We start from the raw sequence: 23,398 nt of genomic DNA on the forward strand, positions 1-23,398 counted from the left end.
GCGCGTGTCAGGAGCGCGGCAGCGCAATAAGCCGGCAGAGGCATCGCTGGGAGCTGGATTCGCCGCTATCCGCCACTGACCAGGTCCCAGAACGTGGTGCGGGAGACCAGTGTGGTGGTGCGCAGGGCCAGCAGATATTCGGTGACAGTCATGAAGAAGGCCGCTACGAGCAGCTCGCCGCTGGAGGTGGCGATGCCGAGCAGTAGCAGCAGCAGTCCGTGTGCGGTCAGCGCGCGTACGAGCCACGCCAGGGCCACCGGCACGTTGACGGCTGCAGAGGTGCGGGCTCCGTAAGCGGACAGGACCTGGTCGCCAGGGTGAAACAGCCAGCCGACGTACGCGATGGCCGCGAGCATGAGACCCCAGCCGATGCCGTTGGCCAGTGAGGCCGACTGCCACGGCGAGGCGAGCCACCATCCCACCGGTGTGAACGCGACAGCGAAGGTGATGCCGATCCCGATCGTGCGCCATCGCCGCCAGTTGCGGTGGCGCTCGCGTATGGCGTGCGTGCCGCCGTCGTCGAGTTCCCTTGTTCTCATGAAGACGGCTATGGCCGCGAGCAGGCCACACATCCCTGCCACTGCGCGGGCCGCCGGGCCGCCATCACCGTGACGGGACAGGGCGAAGCCACCTGCGATCAGTGGCGCAAACTCCGCAGCGGTCAGCAGCACCGCCCATGTCCACGTCTCCTCAAGGTATTGCGGCTGCTGAGCAGCCGACGACTCTGGCGCCTGGGCCTGTTCGGGCGCGGGCGCAGCCAGGTCGTCAGGGTTGTCGTTCGTGGTCACGTTCACATCCATCCCCGAACCGGCTCGCGGTGTCCAGACGCTGCCTTGCCAGCGCGACACTCAGCCAGTTTGAACCATCAGTAGACCAGCGTCTATTCAAAAGGGGACCTGCAGAAGGAGCCGCGCGGCGGTGTCGCAGTCGAGCCCGACGATCACGGCCTCGGGCGGCGGCGGCGGCGGCCTGACCACCAAGCTGCACTTCGCCGTCGAGCAGGGGCGAAGCCCGTCTCCGAGGCGGCCGGCAGCTGATGAACCGCTCGCCCAAGCCTGAGCGCTACGGCGTCTGACGGGGGATACCTGTCAACGCCGGTGATGTCAGGAAGACGTCAGGCAGAAGGGGTGGCCAGCCGGATCCAGGAGTACCCGCCAGCGTCCGTCGCCGGGCTGATGGTCCGGTTTGGCCGCGCCGAGTTCCAGGGCCAGCTCTTCCATCGCATCGAGGTCGTCAGCGCGGAAATCCAGGTGGAACTGTTGTGGCACGTCCTGACCCGGCCACTGCGGAGCCCGGTATCCGTCAACCCTCTGGAACCCCAGATCACAGCCGGAGTCGTCCGTCAGAGCGACGAACTCGTCCGCACTGAATAGTTCGCGCATCCCGGTCAGTGCACCGTAGAAGCCCGCCAGCGTCTGCGGGTCGGCACAGTCCAGAGTCACCCCTCGCAGTACAGCGCCTGACACCATCCGCTCCTTCGCGTCCGCGCGCCTGTCTCCGTGAGCCGCCGCTGCACGCGATCACCGGCCACAGCCACACCGTACTCGCCACATCCACCGCTGAAGTAGCGGTTTACCCCTGCCTCAGCGCAACGGGTGGCTGTGACCGGCGCTTTCGATACACGCGCTAGAAGAACGCCAGCTTGATGCCCAGCCCGATGAACGCCGCCGCGCAGCCGCGCTGGATCTGCCGCTGCCAGGCGTGCAGGCGGTGTGTCAGCCGCCCGGCTGCTGCGCCGAGGCTGACGTCGACGGTCAGCTGCACTGCGATGAACAGCACGCCCAGGACGATCAGTTGTGCGGTCATGTGTCCGCGGGACGGATCGGCGAACTGGGGTAGAAACGCCAGGCTGAACAGGATCATCTTCGGATTGAGCAGGTTGGTGACCATGCCGCGCCCGAACGCCGCCCGGCCGCTGAACCCCTCCTCCGCGACGCCGGATGGTGCCGTCGCGGGGCGGCGCAGTGCCTGCACGCCCAGCACGACCAGGTAAGCGGCACCGGCGTACCGGATCGCCTCGAACACCAGCGGCGATCCGGAGACCAGCCCGGCCAGGCCGGCCACGACGGCGGTGATGTGCACCGCCTCTCCGGCCGCGACACCCGCGGCGGCGAGCATGCCCGCGCGCGTGCCGTATCGGGCGCCGTTGGCGAGCACGAACATCATGTCCGGGCCCGGGGTGAGCATGAGCAGGGTGATCGCGGCCAGGTAGCCGACCAGAACCTCGACGGGCAGGTGGCTCATCACGCCGTCCCGCCGTGCGTGGTGAGTGCTCGGCGTAGCGCGAGGCGATGTCGGCGGCGGATCTCGGCCTGCTCGTACCGGCGGCGGTCGTCGTCGGTCTGCGGCAGCAGTGGCGGGATCGGCCGCGGTTGACCGAGGTCGTCGACGGCGACCATGACCAGGTGGGCGGTCGCCACGGTGGTGGCGGGCACGGAGCGGTCCCAGCGGTCGGCGGTGACGGTGACCGCGACCTCCATCGAGGAGCGCCCGGCCCAGGTGATCCGGGCGCGGACGTGCACGACGTCGCCGACGCGGACGGCTTGCAGGAACGCGGTCTCGTCGATCGCGGCGGTGACGGCGGGTCCGTCGGAGTGACGGGCGGCGACGACGCCGGCGACGGAGTCGATGAGGTTGAGGATGCGTCCGCCGTGCACGGTGCCCATCAGGTTGGTGTGGTGCTGGTCCATGATCTGCGACAGGGTCAGCTCGGAGGCTGCCGGGGGTCGCCCGGCCAGTGTCGGGTGCAGTGCGGTGGCGGGCACCGGTGAGTCCTTCCCTCGAGAACCACACCGCCGAACCCGCGACGCGACCGGCGCAGGGCAGCACGACACGTCCCTGCCCGGGCCCACCCGCGAGGCCGACGGCAGCGCACACGGCGTGTGCGCGGCGCGGGCAGGTCTTCGGACTCGCGGGCATGACCGGACAAGCTCCGGTCTCCTACTGGCCGTCGCTTCCCAGGCCCGGTGGCCCAGTGCATGTTGACGGCGGTCGTTCCCGCTCACCGCTGCGGGGCAGTCCCGGTCTCTCACCGGGTTCCCTCTTACGACACCCACCGGACCATGGCCTGCGGGTGAACCAGCGCCGCGGCGAGCATAACCGCCGGGCGCCGTGCCGGCCCAGCTGAGGGGCCGGTGTCGCCGATCACGGCCGCCTCACGCCCGAGGGTGGACACCCGACCTTGCCGCCCGTGGTGGCTGCGGACCCTGTACATCGAGTGGCTGGGGCCGCTGATGCCCGGCGGGTGCTGCCGACGTTCCTGGGAGGAACTCTCTCGCCTATGTGTCCAGCGGGTTGGCTTCGACTCGGGACGCCATCCCGCTGTTGACCGCCGCCGCGGCGGCGCTACGAGGTTTGCGTGCCGCCTGATCGTTGAACAGCTCGAGGAACTCGGCGCCGAATCCGAGCCTCGGGTACGCCGCCAACACCTCGGTCCGCAAGGCGGCCGGAAACTCGGTGGCGTGGCGTCCGACGACGTCCCAGCTTGTCGAGACCTGTAGCAGGTGCGACTCGGCATCCTCGTCGGCGGAGACGTCATCTCGCATGTGCCGCACGATGATCTCGTCGATCCGTGCCCGCCGCTCCGGGGACCAGCCGGCCGCTGTCCCGAACATCCAGCCGAGATCGCCGCCCGCTTCCTCGAAGGGCATCGTGTGGCTGTCGAAGGGCGTGGTCAGCCCGAGGTCGTGCAGCATCGCCGACACGAAGTAGAGCTCCTCGTCGAAGCCGATGCCATGCGCTGCCGCATACGACGCTCCCCAGAGGTAGGCGCGGATCGAATGGTTGAGCAGAGCCGGCGAGCAATATCGCGTGGCGATGTCAACAGCCGCCTGAGCGGCGGGCGTGGCCGAAAGCTCGATCGACATGTGATCAAGCGTATCGCCGCTGACCGGGGGTTCCGGCGGCTGTCAGCCCCGGCGTGGCGCTTCCCGGCCGGCAGCACTTGTCGTCGACAGGCGGCCTGCTCCGATCGACAGTGATGGGGCCAGGCCCTATCAGGGCACGCCACGACCCGGCGGCGTCAGCCGCCGCCGGCCAGGTGGTCAGGACGAGCCGCCCGGGTGATCATCCGATCACGACGGTCAGGTCCGCGGTGAAGTCACGGTCCAGGGGGAACATCGGCCGCGTCACGTTGTGGTACGGCAGCCGCGCGAGATCCTGGTCGACCCCGCCCGGGGTCAGCGCGAGCAGCCAGTCACCCGCCGCGTCGAACAGTTCGGGCTCCAGGTAGCCGATCTTCACCACCACGACGTCCACCTCGTCGACCGCGACCCCCAGCCGGGCGTACGACTCCAGCAGCCGGTACTGCATCCGCCGCGACGTGACGAACACGCTGAGCCCGCCGACGCGCACACTGACGCACCGCCCGCCGTCGGGATCGTCGGCGACCGCCTCCAGCACACCGTCCAGCAGCAGCGGCCCCGGCTCGCGCGCGTCGATGCGCCCACCGGCCGTCACCCGCACCGGCGAGCCGAGAGGCTGGTCGGCGACCTGTGTGACGGCCTGCGGGTCCACCAGCGAGGCGAACACGGCCCGGCGCGAACCGTCGCGGATCTCCGACCGGGCCAGCAGACGCTCCACGGCGAAGGTGACATCGTCGGCGCCGCCGGCCCCGGGGTTGTCACCGGAGTCGCTGATGAAGAACGGCCGCCGGGCCGGGTCGGCGACCGCGGCCAGGGCGGTGTCGAGGCATTCGTCCATCGTGCCGGTCGGCGCGACGAACGCGAAGTCGTCGCGGGCCGCCCAGAAGCGCTCCCCGAGTTCGCGGGCCGCGTCGGCGGTCGCCGTCGCGTCGGTGCCGGTGACGACGACCGCGCCCTGGCAGCGGGCCTGGTCGGCCCAGGCGTATCCGATCCAGACGGCCGCATCGACGATGCCGTCGCGGGCCTCGATCTCCGGGACGCTCGCGTACAGGCTCAGCGCCGGTTCCTCGCGGGTGCTGGTCATCTCGCCGGGCAGCAGGATCGGCACGTGGACGAGGGCCTTGTGCGGCCGCTGCCCTCGGCGTAGCGCCTCGACCAGGTTGCGGGCGGCGCGTTCGCGGGTCTCCCACACGTCGACGTGCGGGGCGGTCCGGTAGCAGGTGAGCAGGTCACACGCGTCGAACAGCACCCGGGACACGTTGCCGTGCAGGTCCATCGCCGTGGACACGTACGGCTGCGGCCCCAGCGCGGACCGGATGGAGGTGATCAGGTCGCCCTCGGCGTCGTCGCGTCCGACGACGCTCATCGCACCGTGGAAGTCGACCAGCATGCCGTCCAGCGGCCCTGCCGCGGTGAGCCCGTGCACGATCTCGGCCGCCCACGCCTCGTACGCCGCAGGCTCGACCGCTCCACCGGGCAGGGCACGGGCGTGCACGAGCGGGATCCACTCGACGTCGGCGGCCCACGGCCGGCCGAGCCAGTCGTAGCGTGCCAGCAGGGCGTCGCCCCGGGTGACCTCGAAGTCCGCGGCCGTGCTCAGGTGGGGTGAGAACGTGCTGGACTCGATGTGGATGCCGCCGATGGCGATACGAAGCGGGCGGGACATGGTCGGCTCCTAGCTCGGCGAAGGCGTTTCGCGATCGTCCGGACTTAGACCGTATCCTGCTGAAACTGACCGATTGACGGAGGGTGGCCTTCGCTGCCACCACGCGTCGGGGATACATTCTGCGCCGTGACGACGGTGGAGATCTGCGTGAGCGACGTGCCGACCGCGCTGGTGGCCGAGGCGGCCGGAGCCGACCGGCTGGAACTGTGCGCCGATCTCGGCCAGGGCGGCACCACTCCCAGCCTGGGCGCCGTCGAGGTCGCCCTCCGCTGCCTGCGCAGCGCGGGGGTACGGGTCATGGTCCGTCCCCGCGGCGGTGACTTCCGGGTCACCGAGGTCGAGGAACAGGTCATGCTCGCCGACATCGCCGCCATCCGCGCCGTGCCCAACCCGCACGGGATCGCGCTCGGCGTGGTCGTCGGCGCCGTGACCGGCGACGGCGGCCTCGACCTGGCCGTCCTGCGCCGCCTGATCGAGGCGGCCGGACCGCTGCCGGTGACCGTGCACAAAGCCTTCGACGAGGTGCACGACCAGCTCAGGGCACTTGAGGAGATCATCGACCTCGGCGCGGACGCGGTCCTCACCTCCGGCGCGGCCCCTACCGCACTGGACGGCGCGGCGCGTATCGCCGCGCTGCGGGAGCGCGCCGGCGACCGGCTGCGTGTCATCGCCGCGGGCGGCATCCGCTCGCACAACGTCCGGCAGGTGCTCGACCGGACCGGGGCACGGGAGCTGCACCTGCGCGCACCGGTGCTCCGTGACGGCCGTGAGGCCACCGACGGCGACGAGGTACGCCGGGTCGTGGACGCCACCCGCGCAGGCTGACCCGCTCGGGCACGGCGATACACCGTATTCGGGTTGTCGCCCCCGATGGCGTACGCCTAGATCGCTCGGCGGCGGGGGCGGCTCCTGGACGCGCTTCCTTCTCATCCTTCGAATGGCTTCTTGCGCCTTCGCTCTCCGTCCCCGCCCTCAACTCCGCCCTCACTGTGACCAGTTCGGCCATCTCGACCTTGACGATCTCGATTTGCTGGGCCGGGTCCAGCTGTCGTCGCGGCCGGCGGGTAGAGGTCCAGGCGCAGCCGGTTCCTGCCGCAATTGCCCTCGGGGTCATACAGGAAGAATCAGACATGTTTTGCGAAGTGCATAGGGCAACCTTGACAAACCAAGAACCGAACCAGCTTCAAATTCCGGCCAACGTCAGCACGTGATCGAATCCGCGAAGCTGGGCCGGCGAACTCGTCATCGGTAGTACCAGGGCCGGTATGCCGGCGGCCACGGAACCGCCGTCGCCGCTGGGATGGTCGCCGACCATCAGCGTCCGATCTGGCTGTGCCTCCAGGGCATCGAGTGCGGTGCGCCAGATCTGTACATCGGGTTTGACGAAGCCGACCTCGTAGGAAAGTATGAATGCATTGATGTAGCGGTCAAGCCCGTGCCGGGCAAAGCATTTGCGAATATCCCAGCCAATGTTGCTCACCACGCCAAGGCGAATATCGCGGGCGCTCAGGGCGGCGAGAGTGGATGACGTGTCCGCGTACGGCTCGAGCGCTTCGGCGTGCGTTTCGTGCAGGGCTCGCGCAAACGGCAGGTCCACCCCACTGATCTGCTGCAGGACAGCCAGAATCGCCCGGTCCCATACCTGCGGGTCCAAGTCGCGGGCAATATGAGCAGGGTGCGTGGCCGTTGTCCGCAACAACTCAGCGAAATCCGCGGCGATGCGCTGAGCGTCACCGGGGGCCACCTCCCGGCCGATCAATGCCGCGGCGCTGCCGACCCAGCGGTTAGGGTCTCTGGCGAACAGGGTCCAAGCGAAGTCGAACAGGACGGTTGTCACGGGTTTCGAAGCCACCAGGTCAACCTAGATCAGCGGACGACTTCCGTGGGGCCATGATGCTCCTGACTGCACTCGACCGGGACGGTACGCGGGGCTGCCGCAAGCGCGCGATGCGCAGGGGCAGTCGGTCTTGCGATGGTCGGCGATCGCACCGATGCCCACCACCCGCTCGACCTCTTCATCGCGTTCCGGTCGGTGGGCATGAGGTCAAGGCAGCGGTACCTCACGACGATCCTCGAACGCCACGACTGGGTCATCTACCGGCCGGCCGACGTGGAGACCCGCACGTTCTGGAGCACCGTCTTCGGGGCGCGGCTGATCTCCGAGTCGGGTTCGGCGGCCGGTCAAGCGACATCGACCTCGCCGGCGTACTCACCATTCGGGCAAGATCTCCGGATCGCTGAGCGACGCGCTCGGGATGACAGGTCGCAGGGCAACGGGGTCGCGGCTGCCGCAAGCCGGCAGTACCCGTCGGGCACACCCGGCACACGAGCTTGCCGAAGAGCGGATGGTTCGTCAGGTTTCCCCTCGGCGAAACGCGGGTGCAAACGCTGTCCAGACGTAGGCAGACGTGCCCCACCGTCAGCCAGATCGCGGCCTGTTCACCGTAGGCACCTATGGACGCGCGGCACCGCTGGTGGCGTCGACGTCGCCGACGTGCACCCCGACGACATGCACGTCTGCGGGGGCGAGCTTCGACGACCGGGCCTGGGCCGGTCGGTTCGCCGATGTCAGTGGCCTGCACAAGGAGGTGCTGGGCGGCTGAGGACTGCCCGTCATCGCGGCCGCGCTCATGCGCGGTTCGGTGGGGGCGCTGTGACAGGTTCGAGCAGTGCGGCGGTCGACTGTCGGTGGAAGTGCCTGGCCCAGTCGAGCGGAGTCGCGTCGAAGCGCCGGTCGCGGAGGTCGGGGTCAGCACCCAGGTCCAGCAGCCGGCGGGTGAGCTCCACGTTCCCGTTCACCGCGCTGTGGTGCAGTGCCGTCTCCCAAGCGTCTTCGACCGGGGCATCGCCGCGCCCGTAGGCGTTCACGTCGAAGCCGAGCTCAGCGAGCAACGTGACCGTATCGATGGGCGCCTGGTTCGCGGCCCAGACGATGAGCCCGGGGCGGCTGCGGCGGGCTTGGGCCACGGCGTCGGGATGCGCGGCGCGGACCCGGCCCAAGGTGGACCGGTCGGCGCGGAACGCCGCGGCGATCAGCTCGCGTACCGGGTCGGGGCCGAGCGGCGCGGCGCCCTGCGCGAGGAGGTAGTCGGCGATCTCGGTGTCGCCGTAGACCTGGGCCAGCTCGACCGGCGTCCGGCCGTCACCTGGACTCCACGAGGGACCGTCCCCCTCGAACGGCGAGCGGAAGTCGACGCCGTGCTCGACCAGCAGCCGCACCCGGGCGAGCTGGTGGTGCTCGACCGCCCAGCGCAGCTGGATGCGCACCATCTGCGCGGGCGTGTCCAGGTCCGGGATCCGGATCTTCCATGGGCCGCCGTCGCCGGTGCCGAGCCCGTATTCGTACAGCAGCTCCAGGTGCGAGTTGTCGGGCTCGAACATCCGGTTGTACAGGGTCTGGGCATCGTTGGGGTCGGCGCCCGCGTCAAGCAGCAGCCGGCCCAACGTCTGCCAGTGCGGGTGGCGGGGCTGGCGCCGCTGGCCCAGCTCGCCGTGGCCGAACACCCCGGTCAGCAACGTGAACGGTGACGGTAGGGCGTCAAAGAGGTAGCCGTCGTTGGGGTCGGCGCCGGCGTCGAGCAGCTGTCGGGCGACTGCGAGCACACGCTCGGCCGGCACGGCCGGGTCGAATCGCGAGTAGACGAGGTAGTACAGCGGCCGCCACCGGAACGGGCCACCCCGCTCGGCCACCCGCCGCGGCTGCTCGGCGAGCAGCCGGGCGACGTCGTCCGGGCGGGCAGCCGCGGCGGCGGCCCAGATGTTTCCCGTGGTCAGGTCGGGATGCTGAACCAGAAGTTGCCGGGCCTGCGCCCAGCGCGCCGGCCCGTCCTCGCGGCTGTACGTCAGGCAGGCGAGGCGGCAGAACTCCTCCACCGGGTCGTTCACCGGCGCCGCACCGAGCGCAGTGTCCCAGCCGTGATCGGCCACGGTTTGCAGGTATCGCGTAAGCCGAGGCCAGCTGGAGAACCCGTATTCGCGGGCGACGACGAACTGCGCGGCGCTGAGCTGCAAACCGCCGGCGTCGTCGGGCACTGCACCCGGATGGTGGCGGGCCAGCCGCGCGACGGCGTCGGGGTCGCCGGCACGAACGGCCCGCTGCAGGGCACGGGCCTGCCGGCGGAAGCTTTCGAGGTGCGGATGGTCGGGCATGCCCAGGATCGGCACAATGGCCTCCTCTCGTCTGCCTGATGTCCGCTTAGTCAGGTCGAAAGGAGAGCGCTCGTGACACATGATGCACACGCCAGGTGGGCTGTGCCCATTCCCGCGGACCGGTGGCTTCCTGGCAGCCGCCGCAATTATAGCCAGATCGCGGGTCGCGAGCCCCGGTTCGTGGCACCAGGTCGGAGTGCAGACCGGCTCTTGGTTCGTCACGCCGGGGCCGTCGCGCCTCCCGCGGCGTCGTCCACGCGCCGTTCGCATGGGCCGCATGACGGAGTGTCCCGTTCAGGGCGGTCAAGCTGGCGGATCGTCCCGATACAGATCCGATTTCACGCCTCGGCCGCCCCAGCGCGTCGCCGTGAGTTCCGGCCGTGGGCGGGTGGGTTTGGGCACCCAGCCGTAGCGCCTGGTGTCCGGCGCGGACTCGTCCCAGTCGGCGATCGATGCGAATCGCACGGGATGCCGGTCATGCCAGGCACGCACCGCGCCGCCGAAGACCCGTGCCAGTTCGGCCGGATCGCCGTGCAGTTGCGCGGCGAACAGGAGCGCGGGCCAGGCTTCCTGGCGCACCTTGTGATGGTGGGAGTGGGTGGCTTCGTTCAACCGAGCCTCGGCCGCCGGAAGTGGCAAGAGGCCCGCCGTCCGATCGGCCGGGGCGAGCGCGGCCAACCGCGAGGGCGAGACGTCACCGTTTTGGGCTGCCACCAGTCGCGCCCGCTCAGCGGGCGGCAGCAGCGACAGCAGGGGATCGACCGCACCAGTGTCGGAGTCGCCGTCGTCCGGCCGATATCTGTTGGCGTGCTCGACGGCGTCGGCCAGTGCGGCAAGCTCGGCGACCGTGAGTTGGCGCAGCGCCCGCAGCACTGCCCGCGGCAGCGGTCGGCTGTAGAGCCAGAATCGGCAATGCCGACGACGCACAAGTTCGAGGAGCGCCCGGGGTTCGCGCAGCGCCGAGACGAAAACCTCTGGTCTGCGTGGCCCGACAGCTCGATGAGCCGCAGCGCTGCCGCCGGGCTGTCCCGCACGACCAGCCGCTGCAGGTGATAACCCCATCGCCTGTCGCTGATGATATTCGCGACGGCCACCGGTGCCACGTCTACCAGGGAACGCAGGCCGGCCTCGGTGACGGCGAGCCGGGGCAGCCAACTGTCCACGATCGACGATGAGCAGGCCGCCAGCAGAATGATGCCCTCACGTTCGCCGAACGTGGCGACCACCTCGGGCAGCAGGCTGTCGGCCAGTGCCCGCCGCCGAGACCTGCGCAACACGCCATAGCATCGGCGCCGGGTCATCTCAGGTGCCGTGCGGATCAGTGTTGTCAGTGCCTCGTCGGAGACCGGCAGATGGATCGCCGCGGCCAGGGCCCGGTCGCCGACGACGGGATCGTTCAGGGCCGCCTCGACGGCGGTGACATCGCGACGCACCACGGCCGCGAAGAGATCGGAAAACTGCATCGCGACGGAGTATGCAGGCGCCCTATGGCGATGGCAACTCTTTAACGAGCACTTGACCTGGCCACTCGCTGATCGTAAGGGTCTGGCCGATTCAGTGCAGCCGGGTCACCTGATCCTCGCTGGCCACCCGACTCACAGCAGTACTCTGCCTGCCGACTCCTCGACCTCGATCGGGATCTGGGTGCCGTACCGCTTCGGCAGCTCGACCCGGGCCCGCTCGACCTGCTCGACGCCGACCGTCACCCCGGAGCCGTCATGGCGGGGACCGACCATGTGCACGACTATGCCCTGCTCGCGCCAGTATGCCGTGTCGCCGCTGATCCTCATGGTCAGCGCCAGCAGGGTGGCCTGGCTGTGGTCGGCGTCGCGCAGGTACAGGCATTGCCCGCCGGAGACCGACTCCGCGTACGCGTCGAACTCGGCCGAGCGCACCCGGTAGACGATGGCGTGGCCCTTCTCCGACACGACCAACACGCCCGCGAACACGTCCGCGAAGCGGCCCTCCGCCGCGTGCTGGATCTCGGCCAGGGCCTGATCGAGGGCGCCGATGCTGCCGTACATGGTGGTGCCGGCCGTCTCGATCGGGCTCGGCGCGGCCGCCGGGGAGGCGCAGCCCGTGGTGGCCTGCCCGTCGACCCCGGATGGGCTGCCATTCCGTGGCCCGGCAGAGCCGGACAGCACGGTGGCCAGTCCCAGCGCCGCGGTGAGCGTCAGCGCCGCGGCCCCACGACGGGTGGCGCGAGGTGTCCTCATAGCCCTGAGGACGCGCTGGCCGGGCGGCAGGTTGCGCTCGGACGGGTTACAGCGGTGATTTCTTGAATGATCCAATCCACGATCATTCCTGCCCGGGTCGGACAGAATGGCAACATGACCATTGTCAAGATCAATGCCATCACCGTGCCGGCCGACAGCGGTGACGAGCTGGCGCGCCGCTTCGCCGCGCGGGCCGGCGCCGTCGACGACCAGGACGGATTCGAAGGCTTCGAGTTGCTCCGCCCGAACGACGACCGGACCACGTGGCTGGTCATCACCCGCTGGCGCGACGAGGAGGCGTTCCAGGCGTGGGTCAGTTCGCCGGCGTTCGCGCACGGCCATCGCTCGGCGTCCGAGCGCGCGGGCGAGTCGGCGCCGCCGCCGGTCGGCGTACACAGTGAGGTCTGGTCGTATGTTCCCGCCGGCGGGTCGGACCCGGCACGACGATGACCGGGCCGACGCAGCTGTAACCCTCAGCTTTGGCGGGTGCCGTCGAGGGTCTCGCGGATGATGTCCGCGTGGCCCCCGTGGCGCGCTGTCTCTTCGATCATGTGGAACAGGACGTAGCGCACGTTGCACTCGATGATGTCCTCGCGCGCGCAGGGACTGTCGAGGTCCATCGAAGCCACGATGGCGCGGGACTCCGCGATCTGCTCCCGGTAGTACGCGACCCAGTGGTCCACCGTGTCGTTCTCGTCGACCATCATGTCGGCGTCACGGGGCTCGGCCTTGACGGCGGGCCAGTTCTCAGACAGCTCGCGTCCGGCCACGATGACCTGGAACCAGCGGCGCTCCCAGGTGGCGGCGTGCTTGATCAGCCCGAGCAGTGACAGCGAACTCGCGCTCGGCGCCGTTCGCGCCGCGGCGTCGTCGAGACCTTTGAGCGTCAGGAGCAGGCCCTCGCGCTGGTAGTCGAGAAAGCCTTCCAGGGCCTGGCGCTCGGAGGTGTACGCAAATCTCGCTGCATTGGGGTCGGACATGCGGGGGATGCTAGCAGCGACTCGGCTACCGCCAGGGGTGCCAATGCTGCCGAGCCTGGCCGGACAGGATCTTTCACCGACGGCGGCGTTGATCAGTTGCCGCCGATCCCCACGGTCAACTAGGGTGCGGCGGGCGCCCTCCACATTGTGCGGACGGTGCCGCCCCGCGTGAACCGTCGAGGAGCTTTCCGCATGCGCCGAACCGCCGCCTCCGTGCTGCTGACCGTCGTCATGGCCGGTGTCGCCGCCTGCAGTGACGAGGCCGCGCCACAGGCCGGCCCCTCCGCCGTCCCGGCGAGTAGCGCCGCGTCGGACGTGATCGGGAGCGTCCCGGCGGCCTGCGAGGCCGCCGACGGCCTGTACGCCACCTTGAACGAGCAGACGCAGGGCCACATCCAGCGCGGCTTCGAGGCGGAGAAGCGCGGTGACAAGGCGACGGTGGCCGAGGAGCTGGCGGCGTTGGAGCCGATGTTCCTGGCGGTGGCGGCGAAGTTCGCCGAGGCCTCCGACCGGGTCGCCGACGCCGAGGTGAAGGTGGCGCTGCGCGACCTTTCCGATGCGGCCGTGGCGGGGTCGACGTTCACGAAGTTCAGTGAGTTCGGCTCGATGCAGCAGCTGACCGTGTCCGGTGAGCTGGTCCTGATCCGCCGGTGCCGCGACGCCGGGTACAACATGGTCAACCTGGTCTGATCGGTCCGGCGCGGCGGGGGACCGCGCTGCTCAGGTGGCGACGTCCTGCAGCGCTGCGGCGAGGGCCTTGAGGTCGAGCCCGGTCAGGTGGTCGAGGAAGTGGCGGCGCACCGAGGCGAGGTTGGTGGGCCAGGCCTCGGCCAGGCGGGCCCGGCCGGCGTCGGTGAGAACGGCGTTCCAGCCGCGGGCGTCGTGCTCGCTCCTGACCCGCTGGACCAGCCCTTCGCTTTCCAGCCGGCCCACGATCCTGCTCATGCCGCTGATGGACAGCTCGTTCGCGGTGGCCAGCTCGCTCATCCGTAGTCGCAGGTCCGGCGCTTCGGACAGGTGCTTCATGACCAGGAACTCGATGAAGGGGAGCCGCTGCTCGCGGACCATGTCGGCGTCGATGGCGCGGGGCAGGGCGTAGATCAGGCGGCTGAGGGACCGGACGAGGGCGTCCTCGTCCGGGGTGAGGGGCTGCGGCCCGCCCGTGGCCGGTGTCGGGTGCGCTGTGACGGCAGACATATCCCCAGCTTACTTGCTTGACGAAGGAAATACCGTGCGTATATTTGCTTGACGAAGCAAGTACATCCCGTTCGGGGTGTCGTGCCAGCTACGGAGGAACAGCAGATGACCAGAATCGGGATCATCATCGGCAGCACCCGGCCGGGGCGTAACGGGGCGGCCGTGGGGCAGTGGGTGCACGAGATCGCGCAGCAGCGTACAGACGCCGAGTTCGAGCTCGTCGACCTCGTCGACTACCGGCTGCCGCACCTGGACGAGGCATACCCGCCGTCGATGGGCCAGTACACCCAGCCGCACACCCTGGCGTGGGCGAGCAGGATCGCGTCTTCGACGGGTTCGTCATGGTGACACCGGAGTACAACCACTCGACGTCCGGCGCGTTGAAGAACGCGATCGACTTCCTGTACGCCGAGTGGAACAACAAGGCCGTCGGCTTCGTCAGCTACGGCTCGCTCGGCGGCGCCCGCGCGGTGGAGCACCTGCGGCTCATCGCCGGCGAGTTGCAGCTGGCCGATGTGCGCTCGCAGGTGGCGCTGTCGCTGTTCACCGACTTCGAGAACTTCAGCGTGTTCAAGCCCGGCCAGTTCCAGCGGGACGCGCTCGATACGACCCTCGACCAGGTGGTGGCCTGGAGCCGGGCCCTCGCGCCGCTGCGGACCAGCTGACCGGGCAGCGGAAGGGAGAAGCCCCATGGGAATGATCGACGACAAGGTCGTGCTGGTCACCGGCAGCGGCCGGGGTCTGGGCCGCGCGGCGGCGCTGGCCTTCGCGCGAGAGGGCGCGAGGATCGTCGGGCTCGACATCATGACCGAGGCCAACGACGAGACGGTCGCACTCGTGCGCCGCGGCGGCGGTGAGATGACCGGCCTCGCGCCGGTCGATCTCACCGACCCCGAGCAGGTGCGGCGCGCCGTGGACGACGCCGCGGCCGCCTATGGCGGACTCGACGTCGTGCACAACAACGCCGCGATGGTCCGCTTCGGGCCGATGCCCGACTTCTCGGTCGAGGACTGGCGGACCACGATCACCGGCGAACTCGACATCCCCTTCTTCGTGTCGAAGTTCGCGTGGCCGCACCTGGTCCGGCGCGGCGGCGGCGTCATCATCAACGTCGCGTCCATCGCGGGCATGATCGCCGGCGAGGTCCCGCCGATGGTCGCCCACAGCGCGGCCAACGCGGGCGCCATCGGTATGACGCGGCAGCTCGCACTCGAAGGCGCGCGCCACGGGATCCGGGTGGTGGCGATCAGCCCCGGGCCGACGCTGACGCCGCTCAGCGACCGCGACCTCGGCGACGATCATGCCGCCCGGGCCGCGATCACCGGCAAGACGCTGCTCAAGCGATTCGCCCAGCCCGAGGAGGTCGTCGAACTGGCGGTGTTCCTCGCGTCCGACCGGGCGGCGTTCATCACCGGCGCCAACTACCCGGTCGACGGCGGCTCGACTGCCTGGTGACCCGCCTGCGCCGGATGGGGTCCGTGGGCAGGACGGGGCGGCGTCGCCGAAGGAGATCTCCGAGGCGACGTCGTCCCGGCGGGCCAACCCGCCGGGACGACGCTTGAACGCAGTCTGCGTCCGATCCTCAGTGGCGCAGCGCGCGCAGGCCTACGCGCAGTTCCTCGGTGAACGACTTCGGCTGCTCCCAGGCTGCGAAGTGCCCGCCCTTGTCGAGTTTGTTGTAGTGGACGAGATGGGGGTATGCCCGCTCGACCCAGCTGCGTGGCGCCGAGTAGATCTCATCCGGGTAGGCGCTCACGGCCACGGGCACGTTGACCCCCTTCGGCGCGAAGAAGGCGAACTTGTTCTCCCAGTACAGGCGGGAGGCGGAGATCGCCGTGTTGGTCAGCCAGTAGAGCGTGATGTTGTCCAGCACGTCGTCGCGGGTCAGGCCCTCCTTCTTGCCCTGGAAGACACGCGCGATCAGCTCGGTGCTGCGGGCGTCGTGGTCGAGGATCCAGGCGGCCAGGCCGACGGGCGAGTCCGCGATGCCGTACAGCGTCTGCGGGCGGTTGCCCATCTCCTGCGCGTAGGCCAGGCCCTTGCTGTAGAAGAAGGCGAGCTGGTCGAAGGCGTGGCGCTCCTCCTCGGAGAGGCCGCTCGGCGCCTTCGATCCGGCCAGCGCCGCTTTGTCGATCTCGGGTGGCACCGCGCCGGCCATGTTGGTGTGGATGCCGAGCAGCTCCGGGGCCGCCTGCACGCCCATCATGTCGACGATCAGGGCGCCCCAGTCGCCGCCCTGCGCCACGAACTCGGTGTAGCCGAGCCGTTTCATCAGCTCCACCCAGGCGCGTCCGATGTGGTCGGGATCCCAGCCGGTGGTCTTCGGCGTGCCCGAGAAGCCGTAGCCGGGCATGGACGGGATCACCAGGTGGAAGGCGTCCTCGGCCTTGCCGCCGTGCTTGGTGGGGTCGGTCAGCGGTTCGATGATCTTCAGCTGCTCGACGACCGATCCGGGCCAGCCGTGCGTGATGATGAGCGGCAGGGCGTTCTCGTGCTGGGAGCGGACGTGGATGAAGTGGATGTCGAGCCCGTCGATCTCGGTGATGAAGTTCGGGTACGAGTTCAGTCGCGCCTCGCACTTGCGCCAGTCGTACTCCTTCGCCCAGTGGCTCGCGAGCGACTGCATCGTCGCGAGCTGCACGCCCTGTGTCAGGTCGTCGACGGTCTCCTTCTCGGGCCAGCGCATGTGTTCGATGCGCGCACGCAGGTCGTCCAGCTGGGATTGCGGTATCTCGACCGTGAACGGCCGGATCGCTGATTTCTTGGTCTTGGCGGGCATGGTGTCCCCTTACCGATGGCAGTTCCGGTGAGACCGCAGGGTCTTCGCGCCCTGGGTGCGACGAACGGCCTGCCCGGCCGTCGTCTCGCTCGGGCAGCGGGAATGATGTCTGGTGCCCGGATTCAACCGATTCAGGCTCTATTCCCGCTTGACTGCCTTATGGTAGTACGGGTTCACGGGTGCCGGTGCCGCAATGCGGTCGGCCCGAGCGACCGCGGCGACGGTGGCGGGGATGCGGCCGTGGCCGGCATCCCCGCCACGTCCGATCAGGCTGCTGCGCAGCTCGCGGTCGGGGTGGTGCTGTTGCCGTTCTTGTAGAGGGTGACGCCGAAGTTGTTGCCGGCGCCGCTGGGGCGGGCGGTCAGCGTGCCGGTGCTGCCGGTGACGGTCGCGTTCCAGCTGCTCTGCAGGCTCTGCCCGCTGTTGAGGTTGATGCTGACGGTCCAGTTGCTGCTGCCGCTGACCGCGAAGGTCACGTTGAACCGGTCGCTCCACTCGTCGGCGCGCGAGACGCTGACGGTGCAGCTGCCGCCACCTCCGCCACCGCCACCGCCACCGCCGGACGGGGCGACGGCGCGGCCGGTGCTGGCCGAGATGTGGCCTGGGCACAGGTTGCGGGCCTGCAGGTCCTGCAGGATGCCGGGCAGCGCCGAGATGGTGTTCTGCGGCCAGTCGTGCATGAGGATGATCTGCCCGTTGGTCAGGCGCGCGGCAGCCTGCCGGATCGCGCTGGCGCTGGCGTTGTTCCAGTCCTGCGAGTCGACGTCCCAGATGATCTCGCGCAGGCCGAGTGAGGCCTCGATCTGCTTGAGGGTGGCGTTCGTCTCGCCGTAGGGCGGGCGGAACAGGTTCGGGGTCACCCCGGCCGTCTGCTGGATCGCCTGCTGGGTCCGGCTGAGTTGGGACTGGATGTCGGCGGAGCTCATGTTGATCAGGTGTGGGTGGTCCCAGCTGTGGTTGCCGATCTGCAACCCGGCGCTGCGGTAGGCCTGCACGAGCGAGCCGTTCGCCTGCGCGTTCGAGCCGGTCGGGAACACGGTCGCGGTCGCGTTGTACTGGCGCAGCGTGTTGACCAGCTGGTTGGTCGTGCCGGTGTTGGGGCCGTCGTCGAACGTCAGCCCGACGTACCCGGCCGAGCAGCTGTTGGTGCCGCCGCCCGTCGGAGTGGGTGTGGGCGTGGGGTTTCCGCCGCCGCCTCCCGAGGCGGAGCAGCTCGCGGTCGGGGTGGTGTTGTTGCCGTTCTTGTAGATGGTGGTGCCGAAGTTGTTGCCCGATCCGTTCGGCCGGGCGGTCAGCGTGCCGGTGCTGCCGGTGACGGTCGCGTTCCAGCTGCTCTGCAGGCTCTGCCCGCTGTTGAGGTTGATGCTGACGGTCCAGTCGCTGCTGCCGCTGACCGCGTAGGTCACGTTGAAGCGGTCCGACCACTCGTCAGCGCGCGTGGTCGTCACGGTGCAGCCACCGCTGCCGCCGCCACCACCTCCGCCACCTCCGCCGCCGGTGCCCTCGCTGACGGTGATGTTCGAGTTGCCGCTGCTCTGGTAGCCCTCGGTCGCCATGATCTGGTAGTCGTGCGTGCCGAGGTTCATGCCCCTGCTCGCCCAGGCGTCGAAGTGGTTGGCGGCGGTGATGGTGCCGCCGGTCCGCTTGGCCTGCCGGACGCTCCAGTACTGGTAGAACGTCGCGGTGCCGTCGATGGAGGGCTGATTGACGCGCTGCGTGCGGTAGATGTCGTAGGTGCCGCCGTCGCTGGTGACGGTGCCCATCAGCGTGCCCGTGGGCCGGTAGGTGCCCCAGTTGTCCACGATGTAGTACTCGATCAACGGGTTGCGGGTCCACCCGTAGAGCGTCAGATAGGCGTTGCCGGACGGGTTGAAGCTGCCGGAGTAGGTCACGGTCCGGCGGGTGCCGGGCTTCCAGCCCTTGCCCGCGACGAAGTTGTTGATGCCGCTCCACTGGGTGCTGTACTGCCCGCCGGCGCCCATGGTCATGGAGACGTTTCCGCTGTCCTTCCAGAAGGAGTAGAAGAAGCCGTTGTCGGTGCCGGTCTGGTTCGTGGTGACGGTCGTGTCGGCGTACGCGCTGCCGATCGGCGCCAGCGCGGTGACGGCCAGCGCCGCGGCGCAGGCAGCGCCGAGCAGCAGCCTGAGCCGGCCGCGTCTGCGGCCGTTCGGGAGGGTGGGGGAGCCGGGCATGTGATCCACCTACTCGTGAAGCCTGGCAAGCCAGGGCGGGTGTGGGTGCGGGCCGCTGCCGCGAGGCCGCCGGCGGCCGTCGCGACCTGGCCTCGGACCTGGTGAGGGACGGGGCGGTCGTTGCGGGTCGACGGGCGGGCGATCCGGGCGGGGCGCTCACGTTCGTCGATAGACGCATCGTGACCAGGACCGATCGGGAAGTCAACGACTTCCGGGAAGTTTCGGTAGTTGCTTAACCGCTAAAGTGCTGATCGTGCTCATGAGCGGCTGATCGTTTTGCCTGGCTGTAAAGCATCAGGCACTGGTGATGGCCGAAAGTATCGGAACTTTCAGGTCCGCTTCTCGGCGGTCCGCGGACGGCGCGCGCCATTGAGCGGATCAGTTCCTGCGCCGCCGTGCTCGTCCGGTGGGCGTGGCAGAAATTCTCGAAAATCCTGCCGCGCATACTGTCGAATTCGCGCGGCGCGTTCGACGTGAAGGCGTACCGACCAAGAACGCACAGCAGGAAGGCAGCCCGTCATGGCCCAGTACGCAGTTCTGATCTACGCCGGCGACTCCGCCCACCACCCCGACGCCACCGCCGCCGACACCGCGCCGCACGACCGGCACGCCGAGGAACTGGAGCGGTCCGGCGCGCTGGTGGCCGCATACGCCCTGACGCCCAGAGACCTGGCCACCTCGGTCCGCGGCGACGTCATCACCGACGGCCCGTTCGTCGACACCAAGGAGATCGTGGCTGGCTTCTACATCCTCGAGGCGCCCGACCTCGACGCCGCGCTCGCGATCGCCCGGCTCAACCCCGCCTGCCAGGCCGGCGGCGGAGTCGAGGTCCGGCCCGTCGCCGGCGGCGGCTTCGTGCAGCGCCCCGCCGGATGAGCGAGCCGACGGCCGTCACGGCGGCGATCGCCGACGCGCACCGTCGCGAGTGGGCACTGGTGCTCGCCGCGACGGTGCGCGTGGCCGGTGACCTGGACCTGGCCGAGGAGTGCGTCCAGGAGGCGTACGCCGCGGCGATGCAGAGCTGGACCCGTGACGGGGTGCCGGCCAGCCCGGCGGCGTGGCTGACCACGGCGGCCCGGCGGCGCGCCGTGGACGCGATCCGGCGCGAGCAGACGCTGCGCTCGAAACTCCCGCTGCTGCTCGAACCCGAGGAGACTGTCGAGGACACCGCCATGAACCGGCCGCTCGACGAAGACCTGGACGGACCCGACGACAGCGTGCCCGACGAGCGGCTGCGCCTGATCTTCACCTGCTGCCATCCGGCCCTGGCGCAGGAGGCCCAGGTCGCACTGACCCTCCGGCTGGTATGCGGGGTGGCCACCGCCGACGTCGCCAGGGCGTTCCTGGTCTCGGAGCCGACCATGGCAGCACGCCTCACCAGGGCGAAGAAGAAGATCTCCGGTGCCCGCATCCCCTATCGGGTGCCGCGGCCGGCCGAACTGCCCGACCGCCTGCGGCCGGTCCTCGGCGTGATCCATCTGCTGTTCACCACCGGGCACACCGCCCCGTCGGGTGTGGACCTGGTCCGCGCCGACCTGGTGGAACGCGCCCTGCACCTGGCCCGGATGCTGCACGATCTGATGCCCGACGAGCCCGAGGCACGCGGACTGCTCGCCCTGCTGCTGGTCACCGACGCGCGGCGGGCCACCCGCGTGGACTCCGCGGGCCGGTTGCTGCGCCTTCAGGAGCAGGACCGCACCCGCTGGGACCGCCGGGCGATGGCCGAGGCACGCGACCTGATCGTGGCCGGGCTGCGCGGCGGTCGGCCCGGGCGGTATGTGCTGCAGGCGGCGATCGCCTCGCTGTACGCCGAGGCGCCCTCGTACGACGCGACCGATTGGGCACAGGTCGTGGCGCTGTACGACAGGCTGCTGGAGGTGTGGCCCTCACCCGTGGTGGCACTGAACCGGACGGTGCCCCTGGCGATGGTCGCCGGACCACGTGCCGCGCTCGCGGAGGTCGACGCATTGGAGCAGCAGGGGAACCTGGCTGGGTACCAGTACCTGTACGCCGTCAAAGCGGATCTGCTGCGGCGGTCGGGGCAGCTCGGGCAGGCCCGCGAGGCATACGCCCAGGCTTTGGCCCTCACCGCGAACGAAGCCGAGCGGGCGTTCCTGTCCGAGCGGCTGTCCGAGCCGACCGCCGCGGATGTCGGTGAGGCGGTGACCGGGCGCCATCACGACAGCGCACACGTCTGACGCGTACCATGGCGCCGCACTTCCAGGCATGCCCGCGAGGACAGGCTGAGGTTTAGGGGGAACCCATGCGGATCCTGGTCGCCGAGGACGACACGGCAGTCCGTGACTCGCTCGCGCGCAGTCTCCGATTCGAAGGCTATGCCGTCGACGTCGCCTGGGACGGAGCGCAAGCACTGGCTTCCGTGCTCGCCGCCGAACCTGACGCGCTCGTGCTCGACGTGATGATGCCCGAGGTCGACGGACTCGACGTCTGCCGGTCACTGCGCGAGCAGGGCATCGTCGTCCCCGTGCTGATGCTGACCGCCCGCGACAGCGTCGGTGACCGGGTCGCCGGCCTCGACGCCGGAGCCGACGACTACCTGGTGAAACCGTTCGCGTTGCAGGAGTTGCTCGCCCGGCTGCGGGCGCTGCTGCGCCGCGCGGTGCTCACCGGCGTGCCCAGCAACGACGGGCCGCTGCGCTTCGCCGGGATCACCCTCGACCCCGTCACCCGGGAGGTGACCGCCGACGGCCGGGCCGTCCGGCTGACCCGCACGGAATTCAGCATCCTGGAGGTGTTCCTGCGCCACCCACGCCAGGTGCTGAGCAGGTCGACGCTCTTCGAGCAGGTGTGGGGATGCGACCTAGGCGAGAACTCCAACAGCCTGCACGTGTACGTGGGCTACCTGCGCCGCAAACTTGAAGCCGCAGGCCAGGACCGGCTGCTGCACACGGTGCGCGGCGTCGGCTACGTGCTGCGCGAGACACCGCTGTGAGCCTCACCAACCGGCTCAGCGTCATCGCCGCCCTCGCGGTCGCGGTCGCGGTCGTGGCGGTCAGCGGGCTGGCGTTCCTGCTCGTCCGCGAGGAGCTGTACCGGCAGCTGGACGCCCAACTCGACGCCGACGCCCGCACGATCGCAGCGCAGCCGGAACAGTGGATGGCGAAAGCGCCCGTGAAACCGGCATTCCCCGGCGTGTTCCCAGGTGACCGGCGCGGCTTCGACAAAGGCGACATCGGCCCGCAGTGGCAGATCATCTCGATCAAAGGCGTCGCCAACACCTCTGCCCTGCCGATCACCGAGGCCACCCTCGCCGTGCTCAACGGCCGCGCGGTACGCAGCCGGGAAACGGTCCCCGTCGACGGCGCGCAGCTGCGGATGGTGACCCTGCGCCTGGACGAGCGTGGCACCATCCAGGTGGCCCAGCCACTCGACCCGCTCAACAACACGCTGCGCAGGTTGGCGCTGCTCCTGGCGTTGGGCTGCCTCGGTGGCGCTGCGCTGGCAGCGCTGCTCGGGCGCAGTGTCGCCCGCGCGGGCCTGGCGCCCATCCACCAGCTGACCGGGGCGGTGGAGAAGGTGGCCGCGACCCGGGACCTGCAGACCGCGATCCCGGTGCACGGCAGGGACGAAGTCGCCCGCCTGGCAGGGGCGTTCAACGGGATGCTCGCCGCGCTCACGGCTTCCCGCGCCGCGCAGCGGGCGCTGGTCGAGGATGCCGGGCACGAGCTGCGGACCCCGCTGACGAGCCTGCGTACCAACATCGAGCTGCTGGTGCGGGCAGAAGCGGATACCGAGCGGGTGCTGCCGGCGCAGGACCGGGTCCGGCTGATGCAGGACCTGGAGACGCAGGTGGTAGAGCTGACACAGCTCACCAATGAACTGGTGGATCTGGCGCGGGAGGAGACGAGCCCGGAACAGGCCGAGCTGGTCGACCTGGCAGACGTGGTCGCCGCCGCGATCGACAGGGCGCGCAGCCGCACCGCGGTCCCGATCGATGCGGACCTGGTGACGGCCGAGCTGACGGGTCGTCCGGGCGCGTTGGAACGGATGGTCCTGAACCTGCTCGACAACGCTGCGAAGTGGAGCCCGGTAGGCGGCCGGGTGGGTGTGCGCCTACGTGAGCGTGGTGCGCAGATCGAACTGACCGTCGTGGACGAGGGACCGGGCATCGACGACGCGGATCGGCCGCGGGTGTTCGAGCGGTTCTACCGGTCGGCCGCGGCCAGGGCGATGCCTGGCTCCGGGCTGGGGCTGGCCATCGTCGCGCAGACCGTGGCGCAGCACGGGGGCGCGGTGACGGCCGAGCGGGCGCCGGCGGGCGGTGCTCTGTTGCGCGTGCTGCTGCCGTCGAATTCATAGGAAGTTCTTAACCAACTGATCAGCCCTACTTAGTTG

The 23,398-nt window shown here is 69.8% G+C and carries 22 protein-coding genes, 4 pseudogenes and 1 riboswitch; of the genes and pseudogenes, 10 read left to right on the plus strand and 16 right to left on the minus strand.

What is annotated here, in order from left to right; all coding sequences use genetic code 11:
• Window positions 1-65: 65 nt before the first annotated feature.
• The 6 genes from F9C41_RS05910 to F9C41_RS05935 all read right to left on the minus strand — a co-directional run bounded on the left by F9C41_RS05910 (window position 66) and on the right by F9C41_RS05935 (window position 5,529).
• Window positions 66-788, minus strand: a complete 723-nt coding sequence (locus F9C41_RS05910; protein ID WP_155385647.1) for a hypothetical protein — start codon at window positions 786-788, stop codon at window positions 66-68.
• A gap of 315 nt (window positions 789-1,103) precedes the next feature.
• A complete protein-coding gene (locus F9C41_RS05915; RefSeq protein ID WP_230689344.1) occupies window positions 1,104-1,442 on the minus strand; it encodes a VOC family protein in 339 nt (112 codons plus the stop codon).
• A gap of 184 nt (window positions 1,443-1,626) precedes the next feature.
• Window positions 1,627-2,244 carry a LysE family translocator gene (locus F9C41_RS05920; RefSeq protein ID WP_155385648.1) on the minus strand — a complete coding sequence of 206 codons (618 nt, stop codon included), beginning with the start codon at window positions 2,242-2,244 and terminating at the stop codon, window positions 1,627-1,629.
• A complete protein-coding gene (locus F9C41_RS05925) occupies window positions 2,244-2,765 on the minus strand; it encodes an acyl-CoA thioesterase (RefSeq protein WP_407924668.1) in 522 nt (173 codons plus the stop codon). The genes F9C41_RS05920 and F9C41_RS05925 overlap by 1 nt, the downstream gene beginning before the upstream one ends.
• A gap of 112 nt (window positions 2,766-2,877) precedes the next feature.
• A riboswitch (cobalamin riboswitch) is annotated at window positions 2,878-3,098 on the minus strand.
• Window positions 3,099-3,278: 180 nt separating this feature from the next.
• Window positions 3,279-3,866 (minus strand): HD domain-containing protein, encoded by a 588-nt coding sequence (locus tag F9C41_RS05930; RefSeq protein WP_155385649.1) that lies wholly within the window; start codon window positions 3,864-3,866, stop codon window positions 3,279-3,281.
• A gap of 199 nt (window positions 3,867-4,065) precedes the next feature.
• The gene (locus F9C41_RS05935) at window positions 4,066-5,529 is read right to left on the minus strand and encodes a M81 family metallopeptidase (RefSeq protein WP_155385650.1); all 1,464 of its coding nucleotides are present in this window, start codon (window positions 5,527-5,529) and stop codon (window positions 4,066-4,068) included.
• A 126-nt stretch (window positions 5,530-5,655) separates the two neighbouring features.
• Here F9C41_RS05935 and F9C41_RS05940 point away from each other — a divergent pair, with 126 nt between their 5' ends.
• The gene (locus F9C41_RS05940; protein WP_155385651.1) at window positions 5,656-6,354 is read left to right on the plus strand and encodes a copper homeostasis protein CutC; all 699 of its coding nucleotides are present in this window, start codon (window positions 5,656-5,658) and stop codon (window positions 6,352-6,354) included.
• A gap of 358 nt (window positions 6,355-6,712) precedes the next feature.
• Here the strand turns inward: F9C41_RS05940 and F9C41_RS05945 are convergent, their stop codons facing one another.
• The gene (locus F9C41_RS05945) at window positions 6,713-7,381 is read right to left on the minus strand and encodes an HAD family hydrolase (protein ID WP_230689345.1); all 669 of its coding nucleotides are present in this window, start codon (window positions 7,379-7,381) and stop codon (window positions 6,713-6,715) included.
• A 186-nt stretch (window positions 7,382-7,567) separates the two neighbouring features.
• Here F9C41_RS05945 and F9C41_RS42130 point away from each other — a divergent pair.
• Window positions 7,568-7,657, plus strand: a pseudogene (locus tag F9C41_RS42130) (TetR/AcrR family transcriptional regulator C-terminal domain-containing protein); the annotation flags it as partial.
• A 500-nt stretch (window positions 7,658-8,157) separates the two neighbouring features.
• On the opposite strand, the gene F9C41_RS05955 reads toward F9C41_RS42130, so the two are convergent.
• The 4 genes from F9C41_RS05955 to F9C41_RS05970 all read right to left on the minus strand — a co-directional run bounded on the left by F9C41_RS05955 (window position 8,158) and on the right by F9C41_RS05970 (window position 11,894).
• On the minus strand, window positions 8,158-9,693 hold the full coding sequence (locus F9C41_RS05955) for an ankyrin repeat domain-containing protein (protein WP_155385652.1): 1,536 nt from the start codon (window positions 9,691-9,693) through the stop codon (window positions 8,158-8,160).
• Window positions 9,694-9,981: 288 nt separating this feature from the next.
• Window positions 9,982-10,257 carry a hypothetical protein gene (locus tag F9C41_RS05960; RefSeq protein WP_196279692.1) on the minus strand — a complete coding sequence of 92 codons (276 nt, stop codon included), beginning with the start codon at window positions 10,255-10,257 and terminating at the stop codon, window positions 9,982-9,984.
• A gap of 29 nt (window positions 10,258-10,286) precedes the next feature.
• Window positions 10,287-11,141, minus strand: coding sequence for a hypothetical protein (locus tag F9C41_RS05965; RefSeq protein WP_155385654.1), 855 nt, complete (start codon window positions 11,139-11,141; stop codon window positions 10,287-10,289).
• 132 nt (window positions 11,142-11,273) lie between these two features.
• Window positions 11,274-11,894: a hypothetical protein gene (locus tag F9C41_RS05970; protein ID WP_155385655.1), complete on the minus strand. Its 621-nt coding sequence runs from the start codon at window positions 11,892-11,894 to the stop codon at window positions 11,274-11,276.
• Window positions 11,895-11,960: 66 nt separating this feature from the next.
• Between F9C41_RS05970 and F9C41_RS05975 the strand changes: the two genes are divergently transcribed.
• Window positions 11,961-12,344, plus strand: a complete 384-nt coding sequence (locus F9C41_RS05975; protein ID WP_407924669.1) for an antibiotic biosynthesis monooxygenase family protein — start codon at window positions 11,961-11,963, stop codon at window positions 12,342-12,344.
• A 23-nt stretch (window positions 12,345-12,367) separates the two neighbouring features.
• On the opposite strand, the gene F9C41_RS05980 is transcribed toward F9C41_RS05975, so the two are convergent.
• On the minus strand, window positions 12,368-12,874 hold the full coding sequence (locus F9C41_RS05980) for a DinB family protein (RefSeq protein ID WP_155385656.1): 507 nt from the start codon (window positions 12,872-12,874) through the stop codon (window positions 12,368-12,370).
• Window positions 12,875-13,066: 192 nt separating this feature from the next.
• On the opposite strand from F9C41_RS05980, the gene F9C41_RS05985 reads away from it, so the two are divergent.
• On the plus strand, window positions 13,067-13,564 hold the full coding sequence (locus F9C41_RS05985; RefSeq protein WP_155385657.1) for a hypothetical protein: 498 nt from the start codon (window positions 13,067-13,069) through the stop codon (window positions 13,562-13,564).
• A gap of 30 nt (window positions 13,565-13,594) precedes the next feature.
• Here the strand turns inward: F9C41_RS05985 and F9C41_RS05990 are convergent, their stop codons facing one another.
• Window positions 13,595-14,071, minus strand: coding sequence for a MarR family winged helix-turn-helix transcriptional regulator (locus F9C41_RS05990; protein WP_155385658.1), 477 nt, complete (start codon window positions 14,069-14,071; stop codon window positions 13,595-13,597).
• 105 nt (window positions 14,072-14,176) lie between these two features.
• On the opposite strand from F9C41_RS05990, the pseudogene F9C41_RS05995 reads away from it, so the two are divergent.
• Together F9C41_RS05995 and F9C41_RS06000 are read left to right on the plus strand one after the other, a co-directional pair.
• Window positions 14,177-14,736: pseudogene (locus F9C41_RS05995) on the plus strand (NADPH-dependent FMN reductase).
• 25 nt (window positions 14,737-14,761) lie between these two features.
• Window positions 14,762-15,526: an SDR family NAD(P)-dependent oxidoreductase gene (locus F9C41_RS06000; protein WP_155385659.1), complete on the plus strand. Its 765-nt coding sequence runs from the start codon at window positions 14,762-14,764 to the stop codon at window positions 15,524-15,526.
• 127 nt (window positions 15,527-15,653) lie between these two features.
• Here F9C41_RS06000 and F9C41_RS06005 read toward each other — a convergent pair whose 3' ends face one another.
• The 3 genes and pseudogenes from F9C41_RS06005 to F9C41_RS41110 form a co-directional block, all read right to left on the minus strand.
• Window positions 15,654-16,850, minus strand: a complete 1,197-nt coding sequence (locus F9C41_RS06005) for an epoxide hydrolase family protein (RefSeq protein ID WP_155385660.1) — start codon at window positions 16,848-16,850, stop codon at window positions 15,654-15,656.
• Window positions 16,851-17,116: 266 nt separating this feature from the next.
• Window positions 17,117-17,971 (minus strand): annotated as a pseudogene (locus tag F9C41_RS41105) (polysaccharide deacetylase family protein); the annotation flags it as partial.
• Between the two features lie 78 nt (window positions 17,972-18,049).
• Window positions 18,050-19,042 (minus strand): annotated as a pseudogene (locus F9C41_RS41110) (glycoside hydrolase family 11 protein); the annotation flags it as partial.
• A 519-nt stretch (window positions 19,043-19,561) separates the two neighbouring features.
• On the opposite strand from F9C41_RS41110, the gene F9C41_RS06015 reads away from it, so the two are divergent.
• The 4 genes from F9C41_RS06015 to F9C41_RS06030 all read left to right on the plus strand — a co-directional run bounded on the left by F9C41_RS06015 (window position 19,562) and on the right by F9C41_RS06030 (window position 23,362).
• Window positions 19,562-19,918: a YciI family protein gene (locus tag F9C41_RS06015; protein WP_155385662.1), complete on the plus strand. Its 357-nt coding sequence runs from the start codon at window positions 19,562-19,564 to the stop codon at window positions 19,916-19,918.
• 59 nt (window positions 19,919-19,977) lie between these two features.
• Complete coding sequence (locus tag F9C41_RS06020; RefSeq protein WP_155386198.1) at window positions 19,978-21,240, plus strand: RNA polymerase sigma factor; 1,263 nt, start codon at window positions 19,978-19,980, stop codon at window positions 21,238-21,240.
• 65 nt (window positions 21,241-21,305) lie between these two features.
• Complete coding sequence (locus tag F9C41_RS06025; protein WP_155385663.1) at window positions 21,306-21,995, plus strand: response regulator transcription factor; 690 nt, start codon at window positions 21,306-21,308, stop codon at window positions 21,993-21,995.
• Window positions 21,992-23,362, plus strand: coding sequence for a HAMP domain-containing sensor histidine kinase (locus F9C41_RS06030; protein ID WP_155385664.1), 1,371 nt, complete (start codon window positions 21,992-21,994; stop codon window positions 23,360-23,362). The genes F9C41_RS06025 and F9C41_RS06030 overlap by 4 nt, the downstream gene beginning before the upstream one ends.
• The last annotated feature ends 36 nt before the right edge of the window (window positions 23,363-23,398 follow it).

Source organism: Catellatospora paridis (assembly GCF_009720365.1).
In the GTDB taxonomy this organism is placed as follows: domain Bacteria; phylum Actinomycetota; class Actinomycetes; order Mycobacteriales; family Micromonosporaceae; genus Catellatospora; species Catellatospora paridis.

What these genes read in the sequence shown, in the direction of transcription:
- F9C41_RS05920 (WP_155385648.1), bottom strand. Translation starts at nt 2,244, where the DNA reads ATGAGCCACCTGCCCGTCGAGGTTCTGGTCGGCTACCTGGCCGCGATC.
- F9C41_RS05930 (WP_155385649.1), bottom strand. Translation starts at nt 3,866, where the DNA reads ATGTCGATCGAGCTTTCGGCCACGCCCGCCGCTCAGGCGGCTGTTGAC.
- F9C41_RS05935 (WP_155385650.1), bottom strand. Translation starts at nt 5,529, where the DNA reads ATGTCCCGCCCGCTTCGTATCGCCATCGGCGGCATCCACATCGAGTCC.
- F9C41_RS05965 (WP_155385654.1), bottom strand. Translation starts at nt 11,141, where the DNA reads ATGCAGTTTTCCGATCTCTTCGCGGCCGTGGTGCGTCGCGATGTCACC.
- F9C41_RS05970 (WP_155385655.1), bottom strand. Translation starts at nt 11,894, where the DNA reads ATGAGGACACCTCGCGCCACCCGTCGTGGGGCCGCGGCGCTGACGCTC.
- F9C41_RS05975 (WP_407924669.1), top strand. Translation starts at nt 11,961, where the DNA reads ATGATCCAATCCACGATCATTCCTGCCCGGGTCGGACAGAATGGCAAC.
- F9C41_RS05980 (WP_155385656.1), bottom strand. Translation starts at nt 12,874, where the DNA reads ATGTCCGACCCCAATGCAGCGAGATTTGCGTACACCTCCGAGCGCCAG.
- F9C41_RS05985 (WP_155385657.1), top strand. Translation starts at nt 13,067, where the DNA reads ATGCGCCGAACCGCCGCCTCCGTGCTGCTGACCGTCGTCATGGCCGGT.
- F9C41_RS05990 (WP_155385658.1), bottom strand. Translation starts at nt 14,071, where the DNA reads ATGTCTGCCGTCACAGCGCACCCGACACCGGCCACGGGCGGGCCGCAG.
- F9C41_RS06000 (WP_155385659.1), top strand. Translation starts at nt 14,762, where the DNA reads ATGGGAATGATCGACGACAAGGTCGTGCTGGTCACCGGCAGCGGCCGG.
- F9C41_RS06005 (WP_155385660.1), bottom strand. Translation starts at nt 16,850, where the DNA reads ATGCCCGCCAAGACCAAGAAATCAGCGATCCGGCCGTTCACGGTCGAG.
- F9C41_RS06015 (WP_155385662.1), top strand. Translation starts at nt 19,562, where the DNA reads ATGGCCCAGTACGCAGTTCTGATCTACGCCGGCGACTCCGCCCACCAC.
- F9C41_RS06025 (WP_155385663.1), top strand. Translation starts at nt 21,306, where the DNA reads ATGCGGATCCTGGTCGCCGAGGACGACACGGCAGTCCGTGACTCGCTC.